Source organism: Paenibacillus sp. J22R98 (assembly GCF_059383835.1).
Genome location: NZ_JBXENW010000003.1, coordinates 598,765 through 623,436 on the forward strand (window position 1 = coordinate 598,765; position 24,672 = coordinate 623,436).

Annotated in this window: 22 protein-coding genes and 5 pseudogenes; 26 read left to right on the forward strand and 1 reads right to left on the reverse strand. The window is 50.7% G+C overall.

The features are described 5' to 3' along the window. Nucleotides 1-29: 29 nt before the first annotated feature. From AC50Y3_RS12950 to AC50Y3_RS13075, 26 genes and pseudogenes are all read left to right on the forward strand, one after another. Nucleotides 30-1,013, forward strand: a complete 984-nt coding sequence (locus tag AC50Y3_RS12950) for a carbohydrate ABC transporter permease (RefSeq protein ID WP_494819248.1) — start codon at nt 30-32, stop codon at nt 1,011-1,013. A 27-nt stretch (nt 1,014-1,040) separates the two neighbouring features. Further along, nucleotides 1,041-2,819, forward strand: a complete 1,779-nt coding sequence (locus AC50Y3_RS12955; RefSeq protein ID WP_494819122.1) for a DUF5060 domain-containing protein — start codon at nt 1,041-1,043, stop codon at nt 2,817-2,819. Between the two features lie 32 nt (nt 2,820-2,851). Beyond that, nucleotides 2,852-3,847: a glycosyl hydrolase gene (locus tag AC50Y3_RS12960; protein ID WP_494819123.1), complete on the forward strand. Its 996-nt coding sequence runs from the start codon at nt 2,852-2,854 to the stop codon at nt 3,845-3,847. A gap of 43 nt (nt 3,848-3,890) precedes the next feature. Further along, the gene (locus AC50Y3_RS12965; RefSeq protein WP_494819124.1) at nt 3,891-4,886 is read left to right on the forward strand and encodes a glycoside hydrolase family 113; all 996 of its coding nucleotides are present in this window, start codon (nt 3,891-3,893) and stop codon (nt 4,884-4,886) included. Nucleotides 4,887-5,100: 214 nt separating this feature from the next. Beyond that, nucleotides 5,101-7,650, forward strand: a complete 2,550-nt coding sequence (gene hrpB / locus AC50Y3_RS12970; RefSeq protein ID WP_494819125.1) for an ATP-dependent helicase HrpB — start codon at nt 5,101-5,103, stop codon at nt 7,648-7,650. A gap of 13 nt (nt 7,651-7,663) precedes the next feature. Next, nucleotides 7,664-7,954: a DUF1294 domain-containing protein gene (locus AC50Y3_RS12975; protein WP_494819126.1), complete on the forward strand. Its 291-nt coding sequence runs from the start codon at nt 7,664-7,666 to the stop codon at nt 7,952-7,954. Between the two features lie 227 nt (nt 7,955-8,181). Further along, a complete protein-coding gene (locus AC50Y3_RS12980) occupies nt 8,182-10,275 on the forward strand; it encodes a HelD family protein (protein WP_494819127.1) in 2,094 nt (697 codons plus the stop codon). 946 nt (nt 10,276-11,221) lie between these two features. Beyond that, a complete protein-coding gene (locus tag AC50Y3_RS12985) occupies nt 11,222-12,025 on the forward strand; it encodes an aminoglycoside adenylyltransferase domain-containing protein (RefSeq protein WP_494819128.1) in 804 nt (267 codons plus the stop codon). Nucleotides 12,026-12,142: 117 nt separating this feature from the next. After that, entirely contained in the window at nt 12,143-13,243 is a 1,101-nt protein-coding gene (locus AC50Y3_RS12990; protein WP_494819129.1) for a DUF3900 domain-containing protein, read from the forward strand. A 34-nt stretch (nt 13,244-13,277) separates the two neighbouring features. After that, complete coding sequence (locus AC50Y3_RS12995) at nt 13,278-13,697, forward strand: ribosomal maturation YjgA family protein (RefSeq protein WP_494819130.1); 420 nt, start codon at nt 13,278-13,280, stop codon at nt 13,695-13,697. A 106-nt stretch (nt 13,698-13,803) separates the two neighbouring features. Continuing rightward, on the forward strand, nt 13,804-14,565 hold the full coding sequence (locus AC50Y3_RS13000; RefSeq protein ID WP_494819131.1) for an SDR family NAD(P)-dependent oxidoreductase: 762 nt from the start codon (nt 13,804-13,806) through the stop codon (nt 14,563-14,565). Between the two features lie 76 nt (nt 14,566-14,641). After that, nucleotides 14,642-15,310, forward strand: a complete 669-nt coding sequence (locus AC50Y3_RS13005; RefSeq protein ID WP_494819132.1) for a response regulator transcription factor — start codon at nt 14,642-14,644, stop codon at nt 15,308-15,310. Between the two features lie 2 nt (nt 15,311-15,312). After that, nucleotides 15,313-16,725 (forward strand): sensor histidine kinase, encoded by a 1,413-nt coding sequence (locus AC50Y3_RS13010; RefSeq protein ID WP_494819133.1) that lies wholly within the window; start codon nt 15,313-15,315, stop codon nt 16,723-16,725. Between the two features lie 16 nt (nt 16,726-16,741). Next, nucleotides 16,742-17,452 carry a metallophosphoesterase family protein gene (locus AC50Y3_RS13015; protein ID WP_494819134.1) on the forward strand — a complete coding sequence of 237 codons (711 nt, stop codon included), beginning with the start codon at nt 16,742-16,744 and terminating at the stop codon, nt 17,450-17,452. Nucleotides 17,453-17,614: 162 nt separating this feature from the next. Further along, nucleotides 17,615-18,007, forward strand: a pseudogene (locus tag AC50Y3_RS13020) (GNAT family N-acetyltransferase); the annotation flags it as partial. A 144-nt stretch (nt 18,008-18,151) separates the two neighbouring features. Beyond that, nucleotides 18,152-18,553, forward strand: coding sequence for a GNAT family N-acetyltransferase (locus AC50Y3_RS13025; protein ID WP_494819249.1), 402 nt, complete (start codon nt 18,152-18,154; stop codon nt 18,551-18,553). Between the two features lie 56 nt (nt 18,554-18,609). Next, nucleotides 18,610-19,095 carry a DUF1572 family protein gene (locus tag AC50Y3_RS13030; RefSeq protein ID WP_494819135.1) on the forward strand — a complete coding sequence of 162 codons (486 nt, stop codon included), beginning with the start codon at nt 18,610-18,612 and terminating at the stop codon, nt 19,093-19,095. A gap of 143 nt (nt 19,096-19,238) precedes the next feature. Then, nucleotides 19,239-19,439: pseudogene (locus AC50Y3_RS13035) on the forward strand (N-acetyltransferase); the annotation flags it as partial. After that, a complete protein-coding gene (locus tag AC50Y3_RS13040; protein ID WP_494819136.1) occupies nt 19,439-19,684 on the forward strand; it encodes a hypothetical protein in 246 nt (81 codons plus the stop codon). The pseudogene AC50Y3_RS13035 and the gene AC50Y3_RS13040, both read left to right, overlap by 1 nt. Next, complete coding sequence (locus AC50Y3_RS13045; protein ID WP_494819137.1) at nt 19,656-20,090, forward strand: hypothetical protein; 435 nt, start codon at nt 19,656-19,658, stop codon at nt 20,088-20,090. The genes AC50Y3_RS13040 and AC50Y3_RS13045 overlap by 29 nt, the downstream gene beginning before the upstream one ends. Nucleotides 20,091-20,413: 323 nt before the next feature. After that, complete coding sequence (locus AC50Y3_RS13050) at nt 20,414-20,743, forward strand: low molecular weight protein tyrosine phosphatase family protein (RefSeq protein ID WP_494819250.1); 330 nt, start codon at nt 20,414-20,416, stop codon at nt 20,741-20,743. A gap of 55 nt (nt 20,744-20,798) precedes the next feature. Further along, nucleotides 20,799-21,071 (forward strand): annotated as a pseudogene (locus AC50Y3_RS13055) (NUDIX hydrolase); the annotation flags it as partial. Between the two features lie 101 nt (nt 21,072-21,172). Further along, nucleotides 21,173-21,718, forward strand: a complete 546-nt coding sequence (locus AC50Y3_RS13060; protein ID WP_494819138.1) for a hypothetical protein — start codon at nt 21,173-21,175, stop codon at nt 21,716-21,718. Nucleotides 21,719-21,754: 36 nt separating this feature from the next. Then, nucleotides 21,755-21,949, forward strand: a complete 195-nt coding sequence (locus AC50Y3_RS13065) for a hypothetical protein (RefSeq protein ID WP_494819139.1) — start codon at nt 21,755-21,757, stop codon at nt 21,947-21,949. Nucleotides 21,950-21,970: 21 nt separating this feature from the next. Continuing rightward, a pseudogene (locus tag AC50Y3_RS13070) lies at nt 21,971-22,660 on the forward strand (methyltransferase domain-containing protein); the annotation flags it as partial. 57 nt (nt 22,661-22,717) lie between these two features. After that, nucleotides 22,718-23,239, forward strand: a pseudogene (locus AC50Y3_RS13075) (GNAT family N-acetyltransferase); the annotation flags it as partial. Nucleotides 23,240-23,287: 48 nt separating this feature from the next. Here the strand turns inward: AC50Y3_RS13075 and thrC are convergent. Beyond that, entirely contained in the window at nt 23,288-24,556 is a 1,269-nt protein-coding gene (thrC, locus tag AC50Y3_RS13080) for a threonine synthase (protein WP_494819251.1), read from the reverse strand. Nucleotides 24,557-24,672: the final 116 nt, after the last annotated feature.

Consider the following 24,672-nt stretch of genomic DNA (forward strand, 5'->3'; position numbering starts at 1 on the left):
GGGAGGAGAACAGCTTGAAAGGTTCGCTTATGGAGAACGAGATCGTAGTCTTGAGGATGCAGAAGGCGAAGAACAAATCGATCGAGCTGCTGTGGTCGATTTTTCGTTACATTCTGATTATCGGCATCTCATTCGTCATCATCTATCCGCTCCTTCAGCAGTTTTCGGTCGCTATCAAAGATAAGACCGATATTTACAATCCGACGATCTATATGATTCCCGTTCATTTCACGACGGAGAATTTACATCTCGCATTGAATGTGCTGAATTACTGGCCGCTGCTGAAGAATACGCTGCTGTTCGTCGTCTCGACGACGGCACTGCAAGCGGCGTCTTGCGCCCTTGCAGGCTATGGCTTCGCGAGGTTCACATTTCCGGGACGCAATATTCTGTTCACGCTCGTTATTCTAACGATTCTCATTCCTTCAAGCACGCTTATGGTGCCGATGTATTTGCACTTCCGCAACTTTGACATCATGGGCTTGGTGAATCTGTTTACAGGCAAAGAGGGCATCAACATGCTGAATACGTATGGTCCCTCCCTGATAACGGCCGCTCTTGCCAACGGCTTGAAGTCGGGTTTGTACATTTATATATTCCGTCAATTTTTCCGCGGCATGCCGGCGGAAATTGAGGAAGCGGCGCTCATCGACGGAGCGGGAGGCTTCCGGACGTTCTTTACGATCATGCTGCCAAATGCGGTTCCTCCTTTGATCACGGTCACGCTGTTCGCTTTCGTATGGCAGTATAACGATACCTTCTACAGCTCGCTCTTTATGAGCCAAAGCAATCTCATGGCTATCAAGGTTGCATCCTTGCCGGCTGACGCCAACCAATATTTGCCCGGCATTCTAGGCGTCGGAGCCGGCTCGAACGTGAAGGTCGATCCGAATCTGGTATCTATGATCGTGGATACAGGTATTCTTCTGGCAATCGCTCCCCTTGTAGTCATGTATCTGTTTGTTCAACGATTCTTTGTAGAGAGCGTCGAGCGGACAGGCGTCGTTGGTTAACCGGAGGCGCGAGAGGAGACATCACGCATGATCAATCGCAAACTAGCCCTCTTCGCAGGCGGAAGTTTACTCGTGTTGGCAGCCGTCGGCTTTATGGCGCTGACAGCGGGTAAAAGCCCCGCAAATCACGTCGGGCAGACGCGGAAGGAGTCGGGATCGGCTCCTGATGCAGTCACGACGCAGTCGCAGAAGGAGTCGTCATCAGCAGCTAATGCTGGGACGGCGCCAGGTGCGGTGCCAGCGGCGAAAGTGCCGGTCATACGAAATGTTGTTGCGAATGCAGATGCAATCGAGCTCTATACGAAATTCGAGCTCACGCTGGAGATGGACGCCGATTATAAGAATCCGTACGATCCGCGTGAGATTGATCTGTCCATGGACTTGACTTCGCCAAGCGGGAAGAAGTGGTCGGTTAACGGCTTCTATGACGGTACCGGATTTGCCTGGAAGGTCCGGTTCTCGCCGGATGAAGCCGGCAAGTGGAGCTATCAGCTGCATGCCTTAGCAGCTGGAGCTGCGACTGAAGGCCCACTAGGCTCGTTCGAGGCGGCCCCTACCAAGCGTCGCGGATGGATTCAAGTGTCGGACGATAATAAGCGGTATCTCGAGTATAAGGACGGCTCTTCCTTCTACGGGGTAGGCGTAGCCTATCCGTGGGGAATTACCGACGTCAATCTCGATAAGATCGCGGCGAACGGAGGCAACCTCATTACCTATTGGAACGGCAATTATGACAGCGCCGGTAATGGCGGCGGTACCAATCAGCTGCAATCCTCCACGTTCGGAGTCGAGAAGATCGACCCGCTGAAAGCAAGACGAATCGATGATTTGATCGAATCGTTCGAACAGCGGGAGCTGCACATGAACTTCGTCATTTGGCCGCATGACTCTCTGGCTGACACCTTGGACGGGTGGCCGAAAGCGTGGGAGAAGAGCGGTTACGCGGAGCTCGGCGAAGCGAAGGATTTCTTCTCGAGCCAAGAGATGTGGGTGTATCAGGAGCATCTCTACCGGTATATCATTGCCCGCTGGGGATATAGCAGCGCAATCGGCATATGGGATTTGGTATGCGAGATTAACGGCACGGACGGCTGGGTGCACGGCAGCACTGCAGATACCGATGCTTGGACGGCGAAGGTGCACAGCTATTTCAGAGAGCATGATCCGTACGGGCATCCGACGATGGGCTCTATGGCGGGGAATCGCCAGGATTATTGGGATTATGGCTATCGGACGCTGGATCTTGCCGATCGGGAAAACTACTACAATCTGAGTTACAAAGCCTATGCCCAGGACATACGTAAACGGTGGGACAGCTATGAGAAGCCGCTTATGATCGGCGAAACTGGCAATGTGACCGATACGTTGAACTATCATCAAGCGATCTGGATTTCGCTGGCAAGCGGCTTGGCTTCCTCGCCGTTCTGGTGGGATTTCGGACAAGTCAGCGACGAGATGTTTCTGCATATGAAGCATTTTGCCGCGTTTACTAAGGGTATTGATTTTCGCGAGAAGCGCGTACCCGTTACTAGTTCGGAAGCAAGTAAAGGTAGTCAGGTGCAAGCTTGGGCGATGCAAGGAGAACGCCAATCCTATGGCTGGCTGCTCGAGGAGAACGGCGGAGCCGGAGGCAAATCCGTTACGCTGCCGAATTGGCCGACTGGCATGTACACCTTGTCTTGGTATGATCCATGGACAGGCGTCTCGCTTGGCGATAGTCGTTTAGAGGCAGTGGAAGGCAAGCTTATTCTCGCCTCTCCTGATACCTCTCAAACCGATTTGGCGTTTACGATAACTCGGAACTAATGGCATGACGATCAATCATGGGGAGGCGGAGTATGTCAGCTATCGCTGGAGATCACAATCGGTTTCAGGTGCAGCCGAAACTAATTAATCCGAACGCTGATGATTGCGCCAAACGGCTGATGTCTTATTTATGCGATACCTACGGACGCAAAATGTTGACGGGACAGCAGATAGGCGTTATCACGACGCCCGAGATGGATGTCATCCATCGCGAAACAGGCAAATATCCGGCTGTCGGCGGATTCGATTTCATGAACGATTCCCCTTCGCGCTTGGAGCGAGGCGCGGTTGGGACGGACACGGAGCTTGCGCTCAAATGGTGGGAAGATGGCGGCATCGTCACCTTCTGCTGGCACTGGAACGCGCCGAAGGGCCTCATTGATCAACCGCCCGACAACGGATGGCATCGCGGCTTTTATACGTCGGCGACGACATTCGATTTGGCAGCAGCGATGGAGAATCCCGAATCCGAGGAGTATCAGCTGCTGCTGCGCGATATCGATGCCATTTCGGGCTTGCTGGCCAAGCTCCGGGACGCCGGCGTACCCGTACTGTGGAGGCCGCTTCACGAAGCATCCGGCGGCTGGTTTTGGTGGGGGGCGAGAGGTCCGCAGCCGTGCATCCGGCTGTGGAAGCTCATGGTCGAACGCATGACTCATATGCACGGGCTCCATAACCTGATTTGGGTTTGGAACGGACAGCATAAAGACTGGTATCCCGGTGATGAATACGTCGACATCATTGGCGAGGACGTTTACGTCCCCGAGCGCAACTACGTTTCGCACGCTAAGAGATTCGATCAGGCAGTCGATTATACCAAGGAAGCCAAACTTATCACCCTCTCGGAAAACGGGCCGCTGCCTGATCCTGACAGCATGCTTGCGGACGGAGCGCTATGGGCGTGGAACTGTACATGGTATGGCGATTTCGTGAATTCCGAGCAGTTTACCGACTGGGAGATGCTTCGGAAATTCTACAATCACCCGTTCACGCTGACGCGCGAGGAGCTTCCCGATCTGAGAAGCTAACCATTGTGAGTGCGAGAATACTACGAAAAGGAGAGAAGAAGCGTTGCCGACCGAATTGTTCATCAAAGGGATGACGTATGGATGGAATAGTTCCCGAGGCTCTTACAGGCAGCCTTATGCGGTTGATTCTCTCCGCAAGCTGAGCGAGACAGGCAGCGAATGGATCGCCTTATCGTTTTATACGATGCAAAATAACGTGTACGCTACAGAAATCCCGTTCGATTACGGGTTGACGATGACCGATCGGGATATCGAGCACACCGTAAAAGAAGCCAAGGCGTTGGGATTGAAAGTATGCTTAAAGCCCGTCGTCAACTCCAAGGACGGGATCTGGCGCGCACATATCGGCTTCCCGGAGGAATCCGGCGCTGAGCCTTACTGGGATGCATGGTTCCAATCTTATGGCAATTTTCTTAGCCACTATGCGGAGCTCGCACAAGAACTAGGGTGCGAGATGTTCTGCATCGGCTGCGAAATGGTGAAGACCGAAGCCAAGCTTGAGCATTGGATGCAGCTGATCGCGCGAATCCGGGGCATCTATGACGGGCCGATCGTCTATAACGCTAACCATGGGTCGGAAGAACGGATTAAATGGTTCGACCAAGTGGACTTCATTGGTACGAGCGCTTATTATCCGGTCGCGAATAACCCTGGTGGCAGCGAAGAGGAAATGATTGCTAACTGGCTGCCGGTGCGCGAGAAGATGGCCTCGCTTCACGCAAAATTCGGCAAGCCGGTTATCTTCATGGAAATCGGCTGCCGGAGCGCGCTTGGCTGCGCGACGATGCCTTGGGATTTCACGCATACCGAGCTGCCCGTAAGCGAAGAAGAGCAGGCGAATTTCTACAGCTCGGTCTTAAAGGTGTTCTGGGACGAACCATGGTTTGCCGGTTTCTTCTGGTGGGATTGGAGCGTGAAGCTGTACGACAGGGAAGAGGCTCAATCGAATGTTGGCTTTGATATTTATGGCAAAAAGGCGGAGTACATTTTAAAGGAATGGTATGAGAAGCCCAAGCAATCGCTGGTCCAGCTTGGATAAGATTCGGAACGCGATAGCATTTGATATGGCCGTCAGAGAGTTGTTCTCTGGCGGTTTTTTCGTTATAGGCGTGTTTAGTGGCAAGCAATCTGTAAGCGGCTCTATAAGTCCGAAAGGGAAGCACAGGCCTTGTTCCTGGGTTCTGAATTTTGACGGTGAAAGCAGTAAGTCCCTATAATAGGACATATGAGATTGTGAGACAGGGGAATTAATCATGAACGAACGTAACAACAATCGAACGGTTCGAACGTTTCGCGCTGATGAAACGCTTCCGATTGACGGGCTTCTGCCTGAGCTGCGGCAAGTGCTGGTAGAGCGGTCTTCCGCCGTGCTCGTAGCGTCGCCCGGCGCGGGCAAGACGACACGTGTACCGCTCGCGCTGCTGGATGAGCCGTGGCTTCAAGGTCAGCGGATTCTTATGCTGGAGCCGCGCCGATTGGCGGCTCGATCCGCCGCTCGTTACATGGCTTCTGCGTTAGGGGAACAAGTGGGAGGAACGGTCGGGTATCGCGTACGGATGGATACCAAGGTCGGACCGAATACCGTTATCGAGGTCATCACGGAAGGCGTTTTGACGCGAATGCTGCAAAACGATCCTGCGCTTGAAGGCGTCGGTCTCGTTATCTTCGATGAGTTCCATGAGCGGCATTTGCATGGAGACCTGGGGCTGGCGCTTTGCCTGCAAACGCAGTCTGTCCTGCGAGAAGAGCTGCGGTTGCTTGTCATGTCAGCGACGCTTGAAGCAGAGCCTGTTGCCGCATTGCTTGGCGACTCACCGATGCTTGTGAGCGAGGGACGCGCTTATCCGGTTGAAACTTTCTATGCTGCAAAGCCAGTATCCGGCAGAATCGAAGATGCAGTGGCGCGGACTGTTATTGAGGCGATGCGTCAGCATAAGGGGGATGCGCTTGTATTTCTGCCGGGAGCCGGTGAAATTAGGCGTGTCGAAGGGCTGCTGCGCGCTGCGCAATCGGTATCTTCACTGCCTGGAGCGGAGCACCTCTCCATTATGCCGCTCTATGGCGCGCTGTCGCCTGAGGCGCAGGATCGAGCCGTTGCGCCGCCTTCTGCGCCGGGCATGCGCAAAATCGTCCTCGCCACCTCGATTGCGGAATCCAGCGTCACCGTGCGCGGCGTCCGTATCGTGGTGGACGCCGGACTAAGCCGCGTACCGCGATTCTCGGCACGTACGGGGATGGCGAGATTGGAGACGGTTCCCGTCTCTGTCGCTTCCGCGGATCAACGGCGCGGTCGTGCCGGCCGGGAAGCGCCCGGATACTGTTACCGTCTGTGGACGGAGCAGATGCATGTTCAGCTGCAGCCTCAGAGCGATCCGGAGCTGCTCGGCGCTGACCTCGCGCCGCTGGCCCTTGAGCTGGCGATCTGGGGAATCGCAGATCCGGGCGAGGATTTAGCTTGGCTCACGAAGCCGCCGGCAGCCGCGTATGCGCAAGCGACGGAGCTGCTGCGCGAGCTTGAAGCTATCGATGCCGATGGGAAGCCGACCGCCCATGGGCGAGAAATGGCGGAGCTTGGCATGCATCCGCGGCTAGCGCATATGGTGCTGCAGGCCAAGAAGCTCGGCCTTGGCCGCCTCGCATGCGAGCTCGCGGCGCTGCTGAGCGACCGTGATTTGCTGCGCCAATCGCGCAGCATCGACATGCGGCTGCGCCTTGATGCACTGCACGGGCGGGCCGCGGGCGAACAGCCGGACGATGCAGCGGTGAAACGCATCGCAGCGGAGGCGAGGGAATGGATGCGCGCAGCAGGCATTCATGATGCAGCGCCGCAGTCCGGCGACAGCTGCGGGTTGCTGATTGCGCTGGCGTATCCCGACCGCATAGCGCAGCGACGCAGCGACGGCCGTTATCTGCTCCGCAGCGGCCGAGGTGCAGCCATTCAAGAGCTGCAGCCGTTATCGAGCTCAGCTTATTTGGCAGCGGCGGAACTGGAGGACAGCGGAAGTGACAGCCGCATCCAGCTGGCGGCGCCGATTACGATAGTGGAGATTGAGCATGATTTTGCCGATCAGATCGAGACGGAAACGGAAGTGAAATGGAATCGCCAGACGGAGTCGGTGCGAGCTCGGCGCAGGCTGCGGCTTGGCGCGCTGATTCTCAAGGAAACGCAGCTCACCGATGCTGAGCCTGCACTTGTTGCAGAAGCGCTGCTTAGCGGTATCGCTGAGCAAGGTTTGGAGCTGCTGCCTTGGTCGAAGCAGGCTCGTCAGCTGCAAGCGCGGATTGCACTCATGCATACCCACAATAGCAGTTGGCCTGATGTTTCGAGTGAGGCTTTGGTTGCTACGTTGTCGGAATGGCTTTCTCCTTACATTGGCGGTATGAGAAGTCGAAATGATCTGTCGCGGCTGTCTATGGTGGCTGTATTGGAATCGCTGCTCACTTGGCAGGAGCGTTCGGAGCTCGATCATGAGGTGCCAACGCATATTACGGTGCCGAGCGGTTCGCGTATTCCGGTCGATTACAGCGATCCGGCAGCCCCTTTTGTCGCCGTTCGATTGCAGGAATTGTTTGGACTGCAGCAAACTCCTCGCATTGCCGGAGGGAAGCTGCCCTTGACGATTCATCTGCTTTCTCCGGCACAGCGTCCTGTGCAGGTGACGCAGGATCTGGCGAGCTTTTGGCAGCATGCTTATTTTGAAATCAAAAAGGATTTGAAAGGCCGTTATCCAAAACATTACTGGCCGGATAATCCGCTGGAGGCAGAACCGACTAACCGCGCGAAGCAACGCCCCAAGAATTAAGGAGGTCTGCTAAATGACACTGACTTTACTGGACAAGCTCGTTCTAGCGTATATCATCATTATCAATGCGTACGTGTTTGCTTTAATGCGGATTGACAAAACACGCTCCGTCCGCGACCGCAGACATCGCATCCCTGAACGCCGATTGCTCGGAATGAGCGCCATTGGCGGAGCACTCGGCGGATTCCTAGCCATGCGTATGTTCCGTCATAAGACGAAGCATCCTTCGTTTTCTGTCGGGCTGCCGCTGTTGCTTATTTTGCATATTATCCTTGCAATTTGGCTGCTTCGAACTGTGCTGTAATAGTCGTATCTTGTCTAAAATGGGATGGATTGACTCGGGTGGTTCGGTTATGCTATATTGGTCACTCGTGCTCCGCCCTGGAGCCTTAGCTATTATCACATATTATCAGACCAAGCCGCATGCGAATGCGGCTTTCGCCGCCTCCTGATAAGCCTATCGGGCACGGGCAGTGAGAGCTGTTTTTACGCTGCAAAAGCGGCTTGCAGTCGCAGAGGGAGGTAACTGACATGACCGTTCAAAGTGCCTTTCAAGAAGAGGCTGCGCGCGTAGACGAAGTACTGGTGCAAATTCGCAAACAGCTTCGCGAAATCGGACCGCGCTACACCGGCAATGATTTCACCGAGCAAATGTTGGAGCTGCAGCGCGAACAGCGGCAGCAACGGCTGGAGGTGGCCGAGCGAGAGCCTTATTTTGGCCGAATTGATTTTCAAGAGATGGTGCATCCTGCACCGAAGCCGCTCTATATTGGAAAAGCCGGCGTTGCCCATGAGAAGTCGAATGAAGTGTTAGTCGTCGACTGGCGCGCGCCTGTGGCCAGTTTGTTCTATGCCTTTAGCGGCGGGGAAGCGCCCGTAACGTACGAATCGCCGGATGGCGATGTTGAAGGCACGGTGCATCTTAAACGCAACCTGATGATCCGGGATGGAAAGCTGGAGCGGGTTGTCGACAGCTATGTGCGGGGACAGGAAGAAGAGTCCGTGATCGATGAGTTTCTGCTTTATCGGCTAGGTGAGAGCAAGGACAATAAGCTGCGCGATATCGTCTCGACGATTCAGCAGGAGCAGGATCGCATCATTCGTACAGATAAAAATAAAGCTGTTTTCATTCAAGGGGTTGCGGGTAGTGGAAAAACGACCGTTGCGCTGCACAGACTGGCTTATCTGCTTTATCGTTATGCAGGTGCTATCCGGGCAGAGCGCATGGTTATTTTCGCTCCGAACCGAATGTTCCTTGATTATATTTCCGGCGTTTTGCCGGAGCTGGGTGTCGGAGATATTCTGCAGACTACTTTTGCCGATTGGGCGCAGGAGCAGCTGCAGCACGAGGTTCGTCTGGATGAAGCCTATGATCCCTTTGTTTATTGGTTTGAGCAACCGAGGACGCGCGAAGAAATGGAGCATGCGCCAAGCCGAGTGAAAGGTAGTCTCGCCTTCAAGAAGTTGGTTGACGAGAAGCTGGCGCTGACTGAAGCGTCGCTAATCCCGGAGCAGTCCTTCGAGCCGATGCCCGGCTGGAAGGTAACGCCGGCGATGATCGTCGAGTGGCTCTCAACGGACGATGCAAGCGAGCCTTATATGAAGCGGCGCAACCGGCTGGTTAGCCGGCTCAAGCGCTGGCTGGAGTCCGAATGGAAGACGCGCAGACTGACCGACAGCAAGCTGAAGTCGCAGCTGGGGACGAAGCTGAATGCCTATGCGAAGAAAATTCCTTCGTATACGGCATCTCAGTTGTACAGCTCTTTGCTGCGTGAGCCGGCTGTTCAAGAGCTGTTGCCCGCCAAAAGCACGGCCGCGACGATCAAAGCGCTGAAGACGAAGCTTGTTCAGCCAGAGGATTTGGCGCCGCTTGTATATATTCAGCTGCGGCTGTTCGGCTTCGAGCATTCGCCGTATGATCACATCGTCATCGATGAGGCGCAGGATTATTCGCCGTTCCAGCTTGAAGCGCTGAAGCAGTGTCAGCGTCAGCCGTCGATGACGGTGCTTGGCGACTTGCAGCAAGGGATTCACGGCTATGCCGGTATTCATAGCTGGAAGGAGCTGATTTCGCTGCTGCCGGAGGATGATACGGGCTACTTCGAGCTCGACCGGAGTTATCGGTCCACGATGGAAATCATCGATTTCGCGAACCTTGTTCTCGGGGCGATGGGGACCGGCGTGAAGCCGGCTGTACCCGTGTTCCGGAGCGGCGAAATGGTGGAAGTGGCGAACGCTTCCACCGATGAGAAGCGCCTCGTGATGGTTGTTGAAACCGTGAAGGAATGGCAGAAATCCGGCCATTACCGGACGATGGCCGTACTCGGCAGAACGGCGCGCTCCTGCGAGGAGATTGCCGGTAAACTTGCGGAAGCAGGCATCGCAGCCTCGCTCGTGCAGAGTAAGCAGGATGCTTATGGCGGAGGATTGACCGTCGTGCCTGCGTATTTGTCAAAAGGTCTCGAGTTCGACGCCGTGCTGATCGCGGACGCGGATGGTGACAGCTTCGGCAGCAATGATGCGAAGCTGCTTTATGTAGCTTGCACCCGTGCGTTGCATAAGCTGAAGCTGCTCTATTGCGGCGAGTTGACTTCTTTGGTTTCCGAGCCGGTAGCTGCTCTATAGTGATTGTGTCAGGGCTGTCCCATGTATCATCAGTTGATGATGGGGGCGGCTCTTTTCTTTTGTGGAGGGGAGGGCTGAGGCTAAGCGGGGGAAAATGGGACTCTCTGCGAACCACTAAACTAACTAGCCTCACAGGTACAATCGAGAGCGGAGTATCCGCTTAAGGAGTAACAATCGCTTGCGACTTGGAGTCGATAGCGGAATAGCCGCTTATAGCTCTGAGGAAAGGCGAGGTTAGTTGGATTTCGGTGATTGTGTCACTTCGGTAGCGGAATATCCGCTTACAGCTTCGAGAAAAGGCGAGGTTAGTTGGATTTCGGTGATTGTGTCACTTCGAGAGCGGTTGATACGCTAGCAACACCTACAATGTTAAAATTAATGGGGGTTCGTCGTCAGCACAGGCCGAGAATCGGAAAATCCGACTTCCAGCTGCAAAACCGACAATAAAAAGAGCTGAGAGTCGGAAAACCCGACTCTCGGCATAAAAAGTGCCATGACTTCATTCCCCACGCAGGCTGAGAGTTCCAAAATGGAACTCTCACCAGCAAAACCGCCGCAATAGAGAGCCGAGAGTTCGAAAATCGCACTCTCAGCCCTGAAAGCGATGCGATTTTGCCGTCAACGCATAGTGATAGTTCCAAAATGGAACTCTCACCGGCAAAACCGCCGCAAAAATGAGCCGAGAGTCTCAAAACCCGACTCTCAGCCCTGAAAGAACCGCGATGCCGCCACCTGCCCTGGCCGAGAGCCGGAAAACCCGGCCCCCACCCAACTAGCCGATCGCTACAAGCAGCTCAAGCACCTCTGGTGACCGCCCACTCCCACCCCATTTTCAAAATAAGAAAGAAAATAATTCAACTTTTCTCTTTTTGCCGGGGTGAGATACCGATAGTATGTGGAGGGAAGCTCCTACACGGCAAGTCTTAGAGGAAGGGATGGGTGAACCATGAACAAATCCATGATTCCAGATGAATTAATTCCGTTGATGGACGATTTTGGCCGGTTGCTTCGTTTGCATGTGCCGCATCTCGTGCATGGGCTTTATCTTCAAGGCTCGATCGCCCTGGGCGGTTATCAGAGCATGAAGAGCGATATAGACTTCATTGTCGTGTTGAATCAAGCGGTCATCGACGAGGAAGACAATGCGAAAATTGCCGCCATCCATGAGGAATTACATGCTCGGCATCCGTTTCATCTGGCGGTTGAAGGGCTGTATACGAGCTTGGCACATCTGAGCAAGAATGCGGAACCGGCAGGGGAGACGTTTCCCAGACTGACTCATGGCGGGAAGAAGAGTCTTCATACCGGTTATGTTGATGCCACATCGGCATGGATTTTGAGCAATCATGGCATTGCGGTGTTTGGACCTGAAGCAGAGAAGCTGGGCATCGTCGTGGATTGGGATGAAATACGTGCGGCGATGAACTATAATTTGAACGTCTACTGGGCGGGGAAAGCCGACCGCGCAGAGCTCTATATGGATGAAGAATGGATTGAATTCGCGGTGCTGACGCTAGCCAGAATTGTCTACACCCTGGAGCACAGCAGCATAATTACGAAGCTCGAAGCGGGGCAATACCTGCTGCAGCAGGAATCGAATCGGTGGCATCGCGTTATACGGGAGGCTGTTCAAATCCGCAGCGGAGGTACCGGGGGGACGTTGTTCAACACGGATCTGGAGCGTGCACAAGAGGTGCAGCAGTTTGTACGGACTACGATTGCGGAATGTAACGCGAAGTATCCGTTCTAAATATTCCGAACTTGATTCCCGGCAGGACAGCCTGAGGCGAATTATGCTATGCTAATGACTTGAGTGTCAGCTTGACCACTTCGCAGATTATTTCAGCCAAAGGAGTTTACATACCGAATGGATTTTATCGTCGAGTATTTATCGTTTTTTGTTATACAAGGTGAAGGTGGCGACAACAGCGCCGCGAAGACGTTTAAACATTTTCAAACCTTGGATCGTTATGATTACGCCGAGAGCGAGCTGAAAGCCTTCCTAGACGGGGAGTTCACGCGTATCTGCAAACGTAAGGCAGAGCGTCATCCGAGTACCGAAGGCGCGCCGACCAAAATCGGCCGTTTTATCGTGGAGCCCGGCTACGAGCTGGACAGCAACCCGAATTATAATACTTTCCAGCGGCTGCGCGCATCCGAATCAGCTTCAGAGTTCCATGGCTTCGCCGACGAGCTCGTTCGCCTCTATATGGAAGCGGCTGCTGTACGCGGTGGTGCTTTACTCGTTGTACATGCCACGCCGAACCGTCATACGGATGAGCCGCTAATCTTCGTGTTGAAATGCGATTTTGAGCCGAAAATCGCCCGTATTACCGATGAACATAACCTGATTTCGCATGTCGAGATGGCCATCAGCGCGCGTAATATGAAATCCATCCAGTATCCGTTTATGCCGGAGGATGGCATGCTGGAGCCGTGGGAGCTGAAGATTCATCAAGCGTCGCATGCCCGGTATTTCGAGGATTTTCTGCGGTTTGTCAGCTACGAGAAAGCGATGCCTGAACTGATGAGTGAGCATATGCTGACGATGGTTCATGAGTATATGGAAGATAAATGGCAGGGCCATGTGGGCGAAGAGCGCCAGCAAGAAGAGAATCAGTTCGAAGTATGGGCGGCCAGCGAGAAAAGGGAGCTGCAGCAGTCTTGGGATCAGGAGCGAGTGGTAGCCGCGGCTGAGCGCCTGGTTGAGCAGCAGCCTAACCTAAGCGTTGCGTTTAAGCTTGGCGAAGTTTCGGTGAAAGGACCGCTTGCCGAGTTCGGGCAATCGATTCATTTTGCAACCTATAACGGCCGTTATATTGCGCTCATCGAAGGGGACGCGTTCCAATTCGACCGCAGCATGTCGCCGGTTGAATTGCTGCAGCCGCCGGATCTGCTGGAAGTGCTTGAAGTGGTTGGACGGAAGAAAGAAAAGGCGAACACGAACAAGGATGATTTGCCTTACTAAGACCGATTATGATGAAGGTAGTTAGGGGCTTCGGATGAGACGTCGTATCCTATATTTCGTAGCAGCGCTGGTGCTCATTGTGCTTGGCTTATCTGTCAGGCACTACGGAGACCATCTTCCTAAGATTGTTGCCGATCACGCGGGCGATGCGCTTTGGGCAGGCATGATTTATGTTGGATTCCGCGCTTGCTGGGTGCATCAGCGTGCTTCGTTAGCAGCCGGTATCAGCTTTCTATTCTGCATGGCAGTGGAATTAAGTCAACTGTATCAGGCGGATTGGATTCATGCGATTCGCTCAACTGTAATCGGCGGTTTGGTGCTGGGACAAGGCTTTCTTGCCATCGACCTAGTCCGGTACACGGTGGGCATCGCTATCCTTTACGGAATCGATATTGGGCTCAGCGCGATCTGTATACGCAGGATGAATACCATGGAATATAAGAGCGATCTGTGAGCGTTGTGCTTGCAGGTCGCTTTTGTGTCGTGAGGGCAGGCAGGTTGCGAAGTTCATCCATAGATCGCTACAATAGAGGAAAATGATACCAGGGAGGGCGACTGCTATGAACAGGGGAAAATCAGTTGCAATCGTAACGGGTACGTCACGCGGAATTGGGGAAAGTTTGGCGCTTGAGCTGTTATCTGCCGGATATGAAGTTTTTGGTTTATCACGTTCGAAATCAATCCTGCTCGCAGGACGCGACGAATTCACTTACATGCCTTGTGATTTGGCGAATGCTGAAGAACTTGAGCAAACGATAGAGCGTTTGTTACTGACCATTCGCGAGGACGCTGAAGTTAGCGAACTGCTGCTCATCAATAACGCCGCAATGCTGGAGCCGTTAAAGCCGATTGATGCAATCAATGCTTCGGAAATGGCGGCGCATATACAGACAAGCCTGTTAGCACCTATGCTGCTCTGCAGCCGATTTATTCACCATACCCGAGCGTTAACGACACTTCGCCGCAAAACGATTATTAATGTGACATCCGGACTTGCTGAATATTCGGCACCTTCCATGAGTATGTACTGCAGCGGCAAGGCGGCCCTCAATATGCTGACACGGTGTATTGCCGATGAGCAGCGGGATGAGACGAATCCGGTTCTCGTGTTCGCTTTTGACCCCGGTATGACCGATACACAGATGCAGAACGTTGCCCGGGGACGGGATAAGGCGGATTTTCCGCTGCAAAGCTTTTTTCAAACTAGCTATGAGCAAGGGAAACTGCGTTCGACCGCAGCTGTGGCAGCAGAGCTGTATCGTTTGCTGGGAGAATCCCATCAGAACGGGAGCGTCCTGCGTGCTTTCGAGAATGAGCGATAGCTGTTCATATTTTGTTCATGGAGCGGCCTTATAATAAGCGCAGGAAAGAGTAATTTATAGACCGGAGATGATCACCATGACCAAACTGCTTATTGTAGATGACGATCCCCATATTCGTGAACTGATATCGCTGCTGCTTGCTGCAGAAGGCTTTGAGATTGTGGAAGCGGGCGACGGAAGGGAAGCGCTCGCGGTTCTTGAATCCACGCAGGTTCAACTAGTCATTCTGGATGTGATGATGCCGAACATGGATGGCTGGGAGCTGTGCAAGGAGATTCGCGACGGAATGGAGCTGCCTGTCCTTATGCTAACGGCAAAAGGAGAGACCAGCCAGAAGGTAAAAGGGTTCGAGCTTGGCGCAGACGACTATCTCGTTAAACCGTTCGAGCCGCTTGAGCTGGTGGCTCGGGTGAAGGCGCTGCTGAAGCGGTATCGCATTGCGACCTCGCAAACGGTGCAAGCCGGCGGCGTTGTATTGAATCGGTCAACCTATTCGGTGACGGTTGAAGATTCGACCATGACCCTGCCAATGAAGGAATTTGAACTGTTGTTCAAATTAGCAAGCTACCCGGGTAAAACCTTCTCCCGTGAGCAGTTGATTGAACAGCTCTGGGGTTACGATTACGAAGGCGATGAGCGAACGGTGGATGTTCATATTAAGCGTCTTCGCGAGAAGTTTCCTGAGGAACAGAGCCGGTTTCGCATTCAGACCATTCGTGGCCTTGGCTATCGGCTGGAGGTATAGGGATGCCGAAATGGAAGAGGTTTCTCTTTGGTTTAGCAGGTGTTCTGCTCATGAATCTCGCAATTTATACGAGCTATACGGCTGCTTACACCATCGTTTCTTTTACGAAAGAAAAGCGGAATCACTCCGCGGTTACATCGGCGCTGCTTCATGAGGTGGATCTAATCACAATTACCCTTGCTAATCGAGAAAATGTATCGGAATGGATCGGCGGCTTGAAGTCGCTTTCGAATAGCAAGGGCTATCGGTTTATAGTGATCGATGCCGCTGGTCGCGAGCAGCGTGTCGGAGAATTGCGTGATTGCGGCAAAGAAGTCGCAACGGCGGTGGAGCAAGAGCATACGGCTAAAGTGCTCGGCGGTGGAAGCGTCGAAGATGTGGAGCGGGGTAATTTGGTCGGTAAAGGTCTCGCGTTAGTGGGGATGCCTGTTGATATCGGCGGAAAGCGCTATGCCCTGTTCGCCGAACGGATCGTACCTAGTATATATGCCGGATTCTTGGAGCAGGTGTTTACCGTGTTCCTCGGCTTTCTTCTCTTGTTTATTGTGTTGTTCGTCATTGGCCGGCCATGGAGGCACCGGGAAGGATTCAATATCTATATCTCGGCGATTCGCCGCATGTCGAAAGGGGATTTCTCCGTCACGATTGAATTGCCGAAGCAAATGCGCGGTGAATTCAGTGAGCTAGCCCACAGCATTAATGATATGGCAGCGGAGCTGAGTCAGATGGAGCAGATGCGGCAAACGTTTATCTCAAACGTGTCGCATGAAATCCAATCTCCGCTGACATCCATTCGGGGCTTCGCGCGCGTGTTGCAGCAAACGAATTTAGAAGAAGAACAGCGTCAGCACTACGCCGGCATCATTGAAACGGAGAGTGTGCGACTCTCCAGGTTGAGCGATAACTTGCTGAAGCTTACCACATTGGAGGCCGATCAGCAGCCGATGCGAATGAAGCCCTTCCGGCTTGATCAGCAGCTGCGCTCTGCCATACTGGCCTGCGAGCCGATTTGGACGGAAAAAGATTTGCTCATGGATGTGAATTTGGACGAAGATGTCACTTACAACGGGGATGAAGAGCTATTGTCGCAAGTGTGGACCAATGTGCTCGCGAACAGCATGAAGTTCACGCCTGAGGGCGGAAGTATTTCCGTTGAAGTCAAGAGGACAAGCGGCGGAGCAAGCGTCTGTATTTCGGATAACGGAGTGGGAATCTCTGAAGAGGATCTGCCTCATATCTTTGAGCGGTTCTTCAAGGCGGATAAAGCGCGCAGCCGTATGGGGGGCGGGAGCGGACTTGGTTTATCCATTGTGAAGCGTATCGTCGAGATGCACGGCGGCACGGTCACAGCGAGCAGCAAACCCGGAAGCGGGACTACCATGACGGTATTGCTGCCGGATACAGCAGTTAAATAACACTAGTGATGGGAACATGGAAAGGTTGCAACGTCTTGAAGGACGGCTGCAGCCTTTTTTATTTCCAGTTTTTCCTATAGCTGATATACTGGGAGAAAACTTACGCGATTGTACTAAAGATCTGGCCGGAGGAGATAGGATTAGGATCTTGGTTGTCTCCGATGAAGAGTCCAACTATATCTGGGATCATTTTGATCCCAAGCGGTTTCAAGACATTAGCATCATCCTTTCATGCGGGGATCTAAAAGCGGACTATTTGTCTTTTCTCGTCAGTATGATTCACGCGCCATTATTTTATGTTCACGGTAATCATGATTCTACCTACAAGCAGTCTCCACCTGAAGGGTGCGAAAGTATTGAAGACCGGATCGTTACTTTTAAGGGAGTACGTATACTGGGGCTTGGCGGCAGTTATCGTTACAGTCCAGGTGAATTTCAGTACACGGAGAAACAAATGAAATGGAGAATTTTGAAGCTGAAGGCAAAGCTATGGTGGACCAAAGGCGTCGATATTCTGGTTACTCACGCGCCGGCTTACAAAATCGGTGATGGTGAGGATCTGTGTCACAGAGGGTTTGAGTGCTTCCTTTCATTTATCAATCAATATCATCCGAAATTATTCCTTCATGGTCATCAACATTTAAACTATGGAAGAAATGAAAGAATTCATCAATATAAAAATACTAAAATTATAAATGCTTTCGGTTACTATATCGTTGAGATTTAGCAGGCTGCGAGATCGAGAAAGTGGCTGCCTTGCTGCCATTTTACAATAACGCATTTATTAAGCTGTTTGACGGAAACGAAATCACTTATATAGATGAGGGAATCATTCATTGATCTCGGGAAATGGAGTTTGAACAGACAATATAAGGAGAGTAGACGGCGCATGATAATCGCAATTCAAAAGGTTGAATACGAGCAGAAATCCATTCTGCGTAATATATTGGAGCTATACCGATACGATTTTAGCGAGTTTTTTCCGGAAGATGATCTCAATCCTCAAGGGTTGTATGAGTATAAATACTTCGATCATTATTGGACGGAAGAGGGGAGATTCCCTTTCTTCATCAAAGTGGATGACAAGCTGGCAGGCTTTGCACTTGTGAGAGAGCTCGGCATCAATGATAGGCATGAGAAGATTTATTGGATGGCTGAATTTTTTGTGCTGAAAAATTATAGACGGCTGAAAGTCGGACAATCCGCTGCATACGAGCTGTTTAATCGCTTCCCGGGTTCGTGGAAAGTGGCTCAAATCGAAGCGAATGTACCTGCAAAAGCTTTCTGGAGGAAGACCATAGACAGCTACACGAACGGAGCTTATGAGGAAATCAAGGAAGCGGACTGGAATGGTCCGATTCAAACGTTCTCGTCCTCTAATCGGGATAGTCACGAACAAGGGAGCTCGGGCAACACTCCTTCTCAGATACAAATAGGCTCAACGGATGATGCAGCTTATGTGAGAAATCAGTTAATCGCGTTCAATGCGAAACATGTGCCAAACGGCCGCTATGAAGAAGTGAATTTATGCATGAAGGATGCTAAGGGCGAGATTATTGCGGGGCTTAACAGTGCGGTCTGTTGGAACTGGATGGAAATTGATATTTTATGGATTCAAGTCGACAGACGAGGGCAAGGACTTGGTAAGAAGCTATTGGAGGAAGCGGAGCGGATTGCCAGAGCGAAGGACTGTACGTTCATTAAGCTAAATACGTTCAGTTTCCAAGCCCCTGAATTCTATAAGAAATACGGATATCAGATAATTGGAATTATCGAGAATGCTCCGGAAGGCAATAAACATTATTACTACAAGAAGGACCTGAACTAAACTTCATTTCTAACGTTGTGATGCTATTGCAAACTATCGGATAGTAGGTGCGTACCATGGAAGAAATTAGAAGCATTCTGATAAGCAAATTCGAAGAAATCGAGCGAAGGATGCGGTCCATTCTTGAGCAGCTTAATGATGAGGAAGTCAATTGGCGACCGAATGAAACAAGCAATAGTATTGCGAACTTGATCGTACATATCCATGGCAACATTAACGAAAGAATCGTGAGCGGCATTCTTAACGGGAAAAACGTTAGAAACAGAGACGAAGAATTTGAGGACTTCTTTAGAACGAAACAAGAGCTGCTCGAGATCATCCATGTATCCTTTCAGATTACAATTGAAACGGTTAAAGGTTTTGCGAACGAAGACTGGCAGAAGATCCAGATCGTGAGGAACAAGGAAAGAACCCATCTGGACGTCCTCGTTCATTGTGCAGCTCATTTCTCAGAGCATTTGGGGCAAGTGTTTTATATTGCAAAGCTAATCAAGGGCATGGAGTATATTACGACATCGATTCCGAAAAAGATCAAGCCATAACCTCCGAATCGATTCGGGCCAACAGTCCTCCTCCATGAGGAAACAGGCCAAGTAATTGCGTATGGGAATTTATATGATATTAAAGAGGAGAAGTGCTGGCTTGGCAACGTCATCGTTTCCAGCAGTTTTAGAGGAAAGGCGCTGCGGAGCGCTTGCTGCAAATGATGAAGGACAAAACAAAAGCCGAATATGGTGCGAAACAATTACTATTGTCATGCGCCAGCACCAATTCCAGAGGATTAGCGTTCTATCACAAGCATGGTTTTACGCCTATCGGGATGCGAATTAACAAAATGGATGATGGGCAGAAGGTGATTACGTTTCAGATGATGGTGGAGCTGTAATGAACAAACCATTTTGGAAAGCGTTGCTCGTTATCGTTTCATTATTTTTATTGCTGTATGTGGTCTTCGAGGTTTGGATGCTTAGCAGCGTGAAGAGCTTGCTGAGGTCGATTTATTTAGGCGGTATAGAGAGCGAATCTGCGAGTAGGCACGTTTCGGAGCCGATTAGAAGTAAGTTTTCGATGGCAGGCATGTGCCCTGCGAGTGATGCGATAGATGAAATTCATTTCTTATGGCTCTTCTAATGTGCCGATGAACCTTAAGGTTAGACTTGATCATGGCAAATGGATAATCGTAGATAAGTTCGAGCAACCGAAGAGCACGGATGTAGGGGCGGACCGAAAACTATCTTGTGGGAAGGAGATTACTGTGATTTTATCCGTTAAAAAAATCATCTTACTTGTTGTTATAGCCGTACTTTTATTTAAGTTCTGGAATTCTTATACCTCTTCCACTTATGAGTTAGCTAAAGTAATAAAAGTAAGTAAAGATGAAATCACAGTAGTTAATTTAGCAAAACGCGAGAGAACAATTGCTGTATCCATAGACATTTCAAAATTGGTTGAGATCGATAAAGACTACATCATTTTGTACAAAAAGCGAGTGTTGGACAGATACCGGCTAAAATCTATTCATTTATCGCTCGGATAAAATTCAACCTCATAAGATGGCTTAGCTCGAGTCAGCAAGATGGCATGCCATTGCTGCAATTTCGCTCTAACGAATCCTTGAGGTCTTATTTGAAGGAATTTAGTCAATTTCCAAATTTAACGAATCGTAGCGGCCTTATTGTGGGGAAATGAAGCGAAAAAGAACCGTTTGACACCAAATAAGACCTGTAGAATTTGTTAGAATGTTACCCCCCCTCTTTTTGATGAAATAAGGCTTGTAGGATTCGTTAGCAAGCGCGAACGCGTGAACATTAGCTAAATACAGCAACAACGCAAGCAAAAACAAAGTTAAAGGTGATCAATATTAAATTATTGTTTATTTGCAGCAGAAATAAATGGAGAAGCTTAACGGCAGAGAAGATTTTCGAACCGTATAGTAATTATCAAGTTAAATCCGCGGGAACCGAAACGAATGCGAGAATTAAGCTGAACGCCGGACATGTTGGATGGGCTGATCTGATATTTGTTATGGAAAAGAAACACGAGAGTAGATTGAAAGAGAGATTTGGGCACGAAATAAAAGGAAAACGCATCATCAGACTCGATATCCCGGATGAGTATGGATTCATGGATGAGGAGTTAATTGAGTTATTAAAGAGTCGAGTGTCGGAGTTTATTGACGTGCCTGATTGACGGTGAACCTGTTGATTATGCAATACAACTATTGAGGCTCTAACGGCCGGATTAAATACGTGAGGTTAGAGAAGAGACGGGATTGATCGTGAAAGACATCATCTATAAAGGGCTCGATGAGTTTTGCGAACCGAATCAAGGTTTACGATACATGGTGTTCAATTACTTAGCTACTTCGCATGAAGGACAGTTGCTCAGCCATCTGCCTGAAGGGGAGCTGCTGTGGGTGGACATCGAGGAAGCGTTGAAGCTGCCGATGCAGAGTTGGTTTAAGCGAAGATTTCCGTTGTTCTTTGAACAGGGAACGTTCGAAATAAGCTCCGTATGAGATGAGAAAAACAATCAAACCTTAGGGCAAACGATCAAGAATTATGGCGCAGGCGAACGCTTGCTAGATTCTAAACGAACTTGAACAAGAAGGAAGATACAATGAAGAAGTTTGTGATATCCGGTGTTGTGCTAGTCATTCTCGCTGCAGTTCTTCTAACCGCTTATACCTTTTATCCTAGGAAAATAGAAATCCATGCACAAGGGATCAAATACCAATTAGGAGAAGAGGGTATCGGATCGGAGAAAACAGTCGCCGTGAATATAGAAGGTAAAATGTATCGCAGCCTGATGGGAAACCGAACGTTTAAAGGAACGATGGATATTGAAGGTGAAGACATACCTGTTCCGGAGGATCAGCGAGAGCTGAAGATTTCTTTTTTCAAAGCACGTTATGGACTGATCTGGTATCCCTATATTACGAATCATACCGCCCAGCTCTTTCATTATGGCTACATGTATATCAATATTGACTTCAATAAGGCGTCTATTATGGTATTCGACCCCAATCAGAAAGCGGCTTGGCGCCCCTATGATGGTGAGATGATCGCGGTACCTGCCGCGAACAGGGAGGAAGCCGTACAGCTTTCGAATGAGCTGATGAGAGTCTACTTGGATGAGTCTCTAAATGGGTATATTCTGAAGTAATCCATCGCTAACTTATAAGCAAATGAGGTTGGTAAAATGAAGTCCTATGCATTCGGTTATTTTCTCCTTTCCGTTGTGATTACTGTCTTTCTGTTCTTTCTACTAGTTGTAATCATGCAACCTTCAGACGGAGAAATGATTATTGTTATTGGAATCACCATCTCGCTTCAACTCTCGTTCCTAACGGGATGGGTCATCAACAAATTGAATCAAATTCAGAGGAAACGTTAATAGAAAGCGAGAGGATCTATCATGTCGAACACGAATGTAGGACTCGATCTGGATCGTATTATTTTCATCGGACGAACGTTTGAAGAATACAGCGATATTTTCAACCTGTCTAAGGAGGACCTGCTCCATGCTAAAATATTGGATTGTCCGTCCGGCGCCTGTTCGTTTACTGCGATTGCTAATCAGCTTGGCGGAGATGTTACAGCGGCTGATATTGCCTACTACCATCCCGTCCAATCGCTTAAAGAGAAAGGACTTCAAGATCTGGAACACGGTATCGCGAATATTCAGAAGGTGAAACAAAATTACAAATGGCATTATTTCGAATCCGCGGATGAGCTGCATGCTACAAGATCGAAAGCGTTGATCGACTGCACGAACGATATGGTTGCAAATCCGCAACGTTATGTTGCTGCAACCTTACCTCAATTGCCGTTTGCAGATCAACAATTCGATTTAACGTTGTCGGCGCATTTCTTATTTATGTATGCGGACCGGCTGGACCTTAACTTTCACAAAGCGACTCTTGCCGAGCTCATGAGGGTAACAAGGAAAGAAATCCGCCTGTTCCCGCTTGTTGATCAAACCAGTGAACGGTCTGCGTTTGTAGACGAAATGCTTAGCTTCATCGAAGAGATGGGCTGGAGCTATGAGATTCAAGATACAGACTATGAGTTCCAACGAAATGCCAATCAAATGCTAATCATTAAAGCTGCGAGAGTAAGAATGAACGTGTTTACGATTGATTGCAAAGACGTCGTGTTAAGGGAATTTATCCCGGCAGACTTGGAGTCGTTTCATTCTCTGACCTGGCAGCCGGAGATTCATGAGTTTCTTCCGGGCTGGAACGTGTCGAGAGAACAACGGGAAGATTGGTTCATGAACTACGAAATACCAGAGAACAGAACCTTTCTACGTGCCATAGCAGAAGGTGGAGACATTGGTGAATTGCGCCTTCGTTTGGGCATGATTCACAAAGAGTCGGGAGAGCTCATTGGCTGGTGCTGCACGGGATTAAAGGATGGACTGCCCGCTCCTAACCGAGAGATCATGTATGCCATATCAAGGGATCATCGGGGGAAGGGATACACTACACAAGCGGCACAAGGGTTAATCACATACTTATTCGAGCACTCCAATGTTGAGGTGCTTAATGCGCTAGCGCTGCTGCGCAACGAACCTTCGAATAAAGTCATCCTTAAATGCGGGTTTACATTCCAAAGTATCATCGAAATGGATGGAGAGCGATTTAATAGCTACAAGCTGAATAAGCAGGATTGGTCAACATAAAGCGATGGTTAAAGGCTGAGCGGATGTTTCCCGCTCAGCCTTTTTGTGTTACACCAGTAGTCCATCGCGGCCAAGTGTTACAGTTCGAATTACGTTTCGCAGGTGTGGAGCGCTCAGCTCGCCATCAATATGGTATTCGCGGATAGCATCGGTATCCTTGAGCATGCTGCCGGTGAGGATGCATGCCGCCGATTCCTCCGGTGCGATGATACCTTCGCGCACGAGTTTGCGCAGCCCCGCGACCGCCGCGGCGGAAGCAGGTTCGCAGCCGATGCCGCTTCGGTCGACGCAGGCTTTGGCCTCCATGATCTCTGCGTCATTGACAGCTGCGGTTACGCCATTCGTCATATCGAGCATGCGCAAAGCCTTGAGCCAGCTTGGCGGATTGCCGATATTCAGCGCTGACGCGCGAGTTGATGGTTTCGGCTCGGATATGAGGGTTCGAAGCGAGGCATCAACCATGCGATGGAAGGGGCTTGCACCTTCTGCCTGAATGACGGCTACTTTTGGCAGCCTATCAATAAATCCTAGTGTGAAGAGATCATGCAAGCCTTGTCCAAGTGCAGCTGCATTGCTGAGCGCGCCTCCGGCAAGTACGATCCAGTCCGGTAACTGCCAATCGAGATCATGGGCGAGCTCGAAAATAATGCTTTTCTGCCCTTCGATACGCAGCGGATTAATAGAATTGCACACATACATACCTTGCTGCTCGGCGTAACTGCTTAACCACCGAATGCCATCGTCGTAGGTGCCGCTGAACGTATTTACCGTTGCCCCATATGCGAGTGTTTGCAGCACTTTATTGGGTGAGACCTCGCTGCTCGGCACTAGAACCATAGCTTGCATGCCCGCTGTAGCCGCGTACATGGACAGTGATGAAGAAGTGTTCCCTGTTGAGGTGCAGGCGAAAGTGGAATAGCCGAGCCACTTGCCGTGAGACACGGCGACAGCCATGCCATTGTCCTTGAAGGAGCCGCTCGGATTCTCGCTTTGCGCCTTCAAGCGCAGGCGGCGAACGCCGGAAAACTCCCGTACCGCCGCAGGTTCGTACAACCCTGTATTGCCTTCGTTTCTGGTCACGATGGCTTCGTCCGGCAGCTTAGGAGCAATAAGCTCCTTATACCGCCAAACTCCGCTAGCCGAGATACAGTTCCGCATCCCGCGCCGCTCATCAAATACCCGCTTCAGCTTCGCAGCATCAACCTGACTGAAGTCATGAACGATTCGCAGTAATCCCCCGCATGCACCACAATGATACTGCATCGGCTTACGATCCAGCGCCACGTGGGCTTCACATTTAATACAAGCTGCCTGCATCATCCTGCCTCCCTTTAACCGTTCTTTAATGTTTGTTCGCTTGTTAAGCCGCTTTATACTTCATACAATAAATTGGAATGATTAATAATTCCAATATAGAGTTTTATGGTTATCAT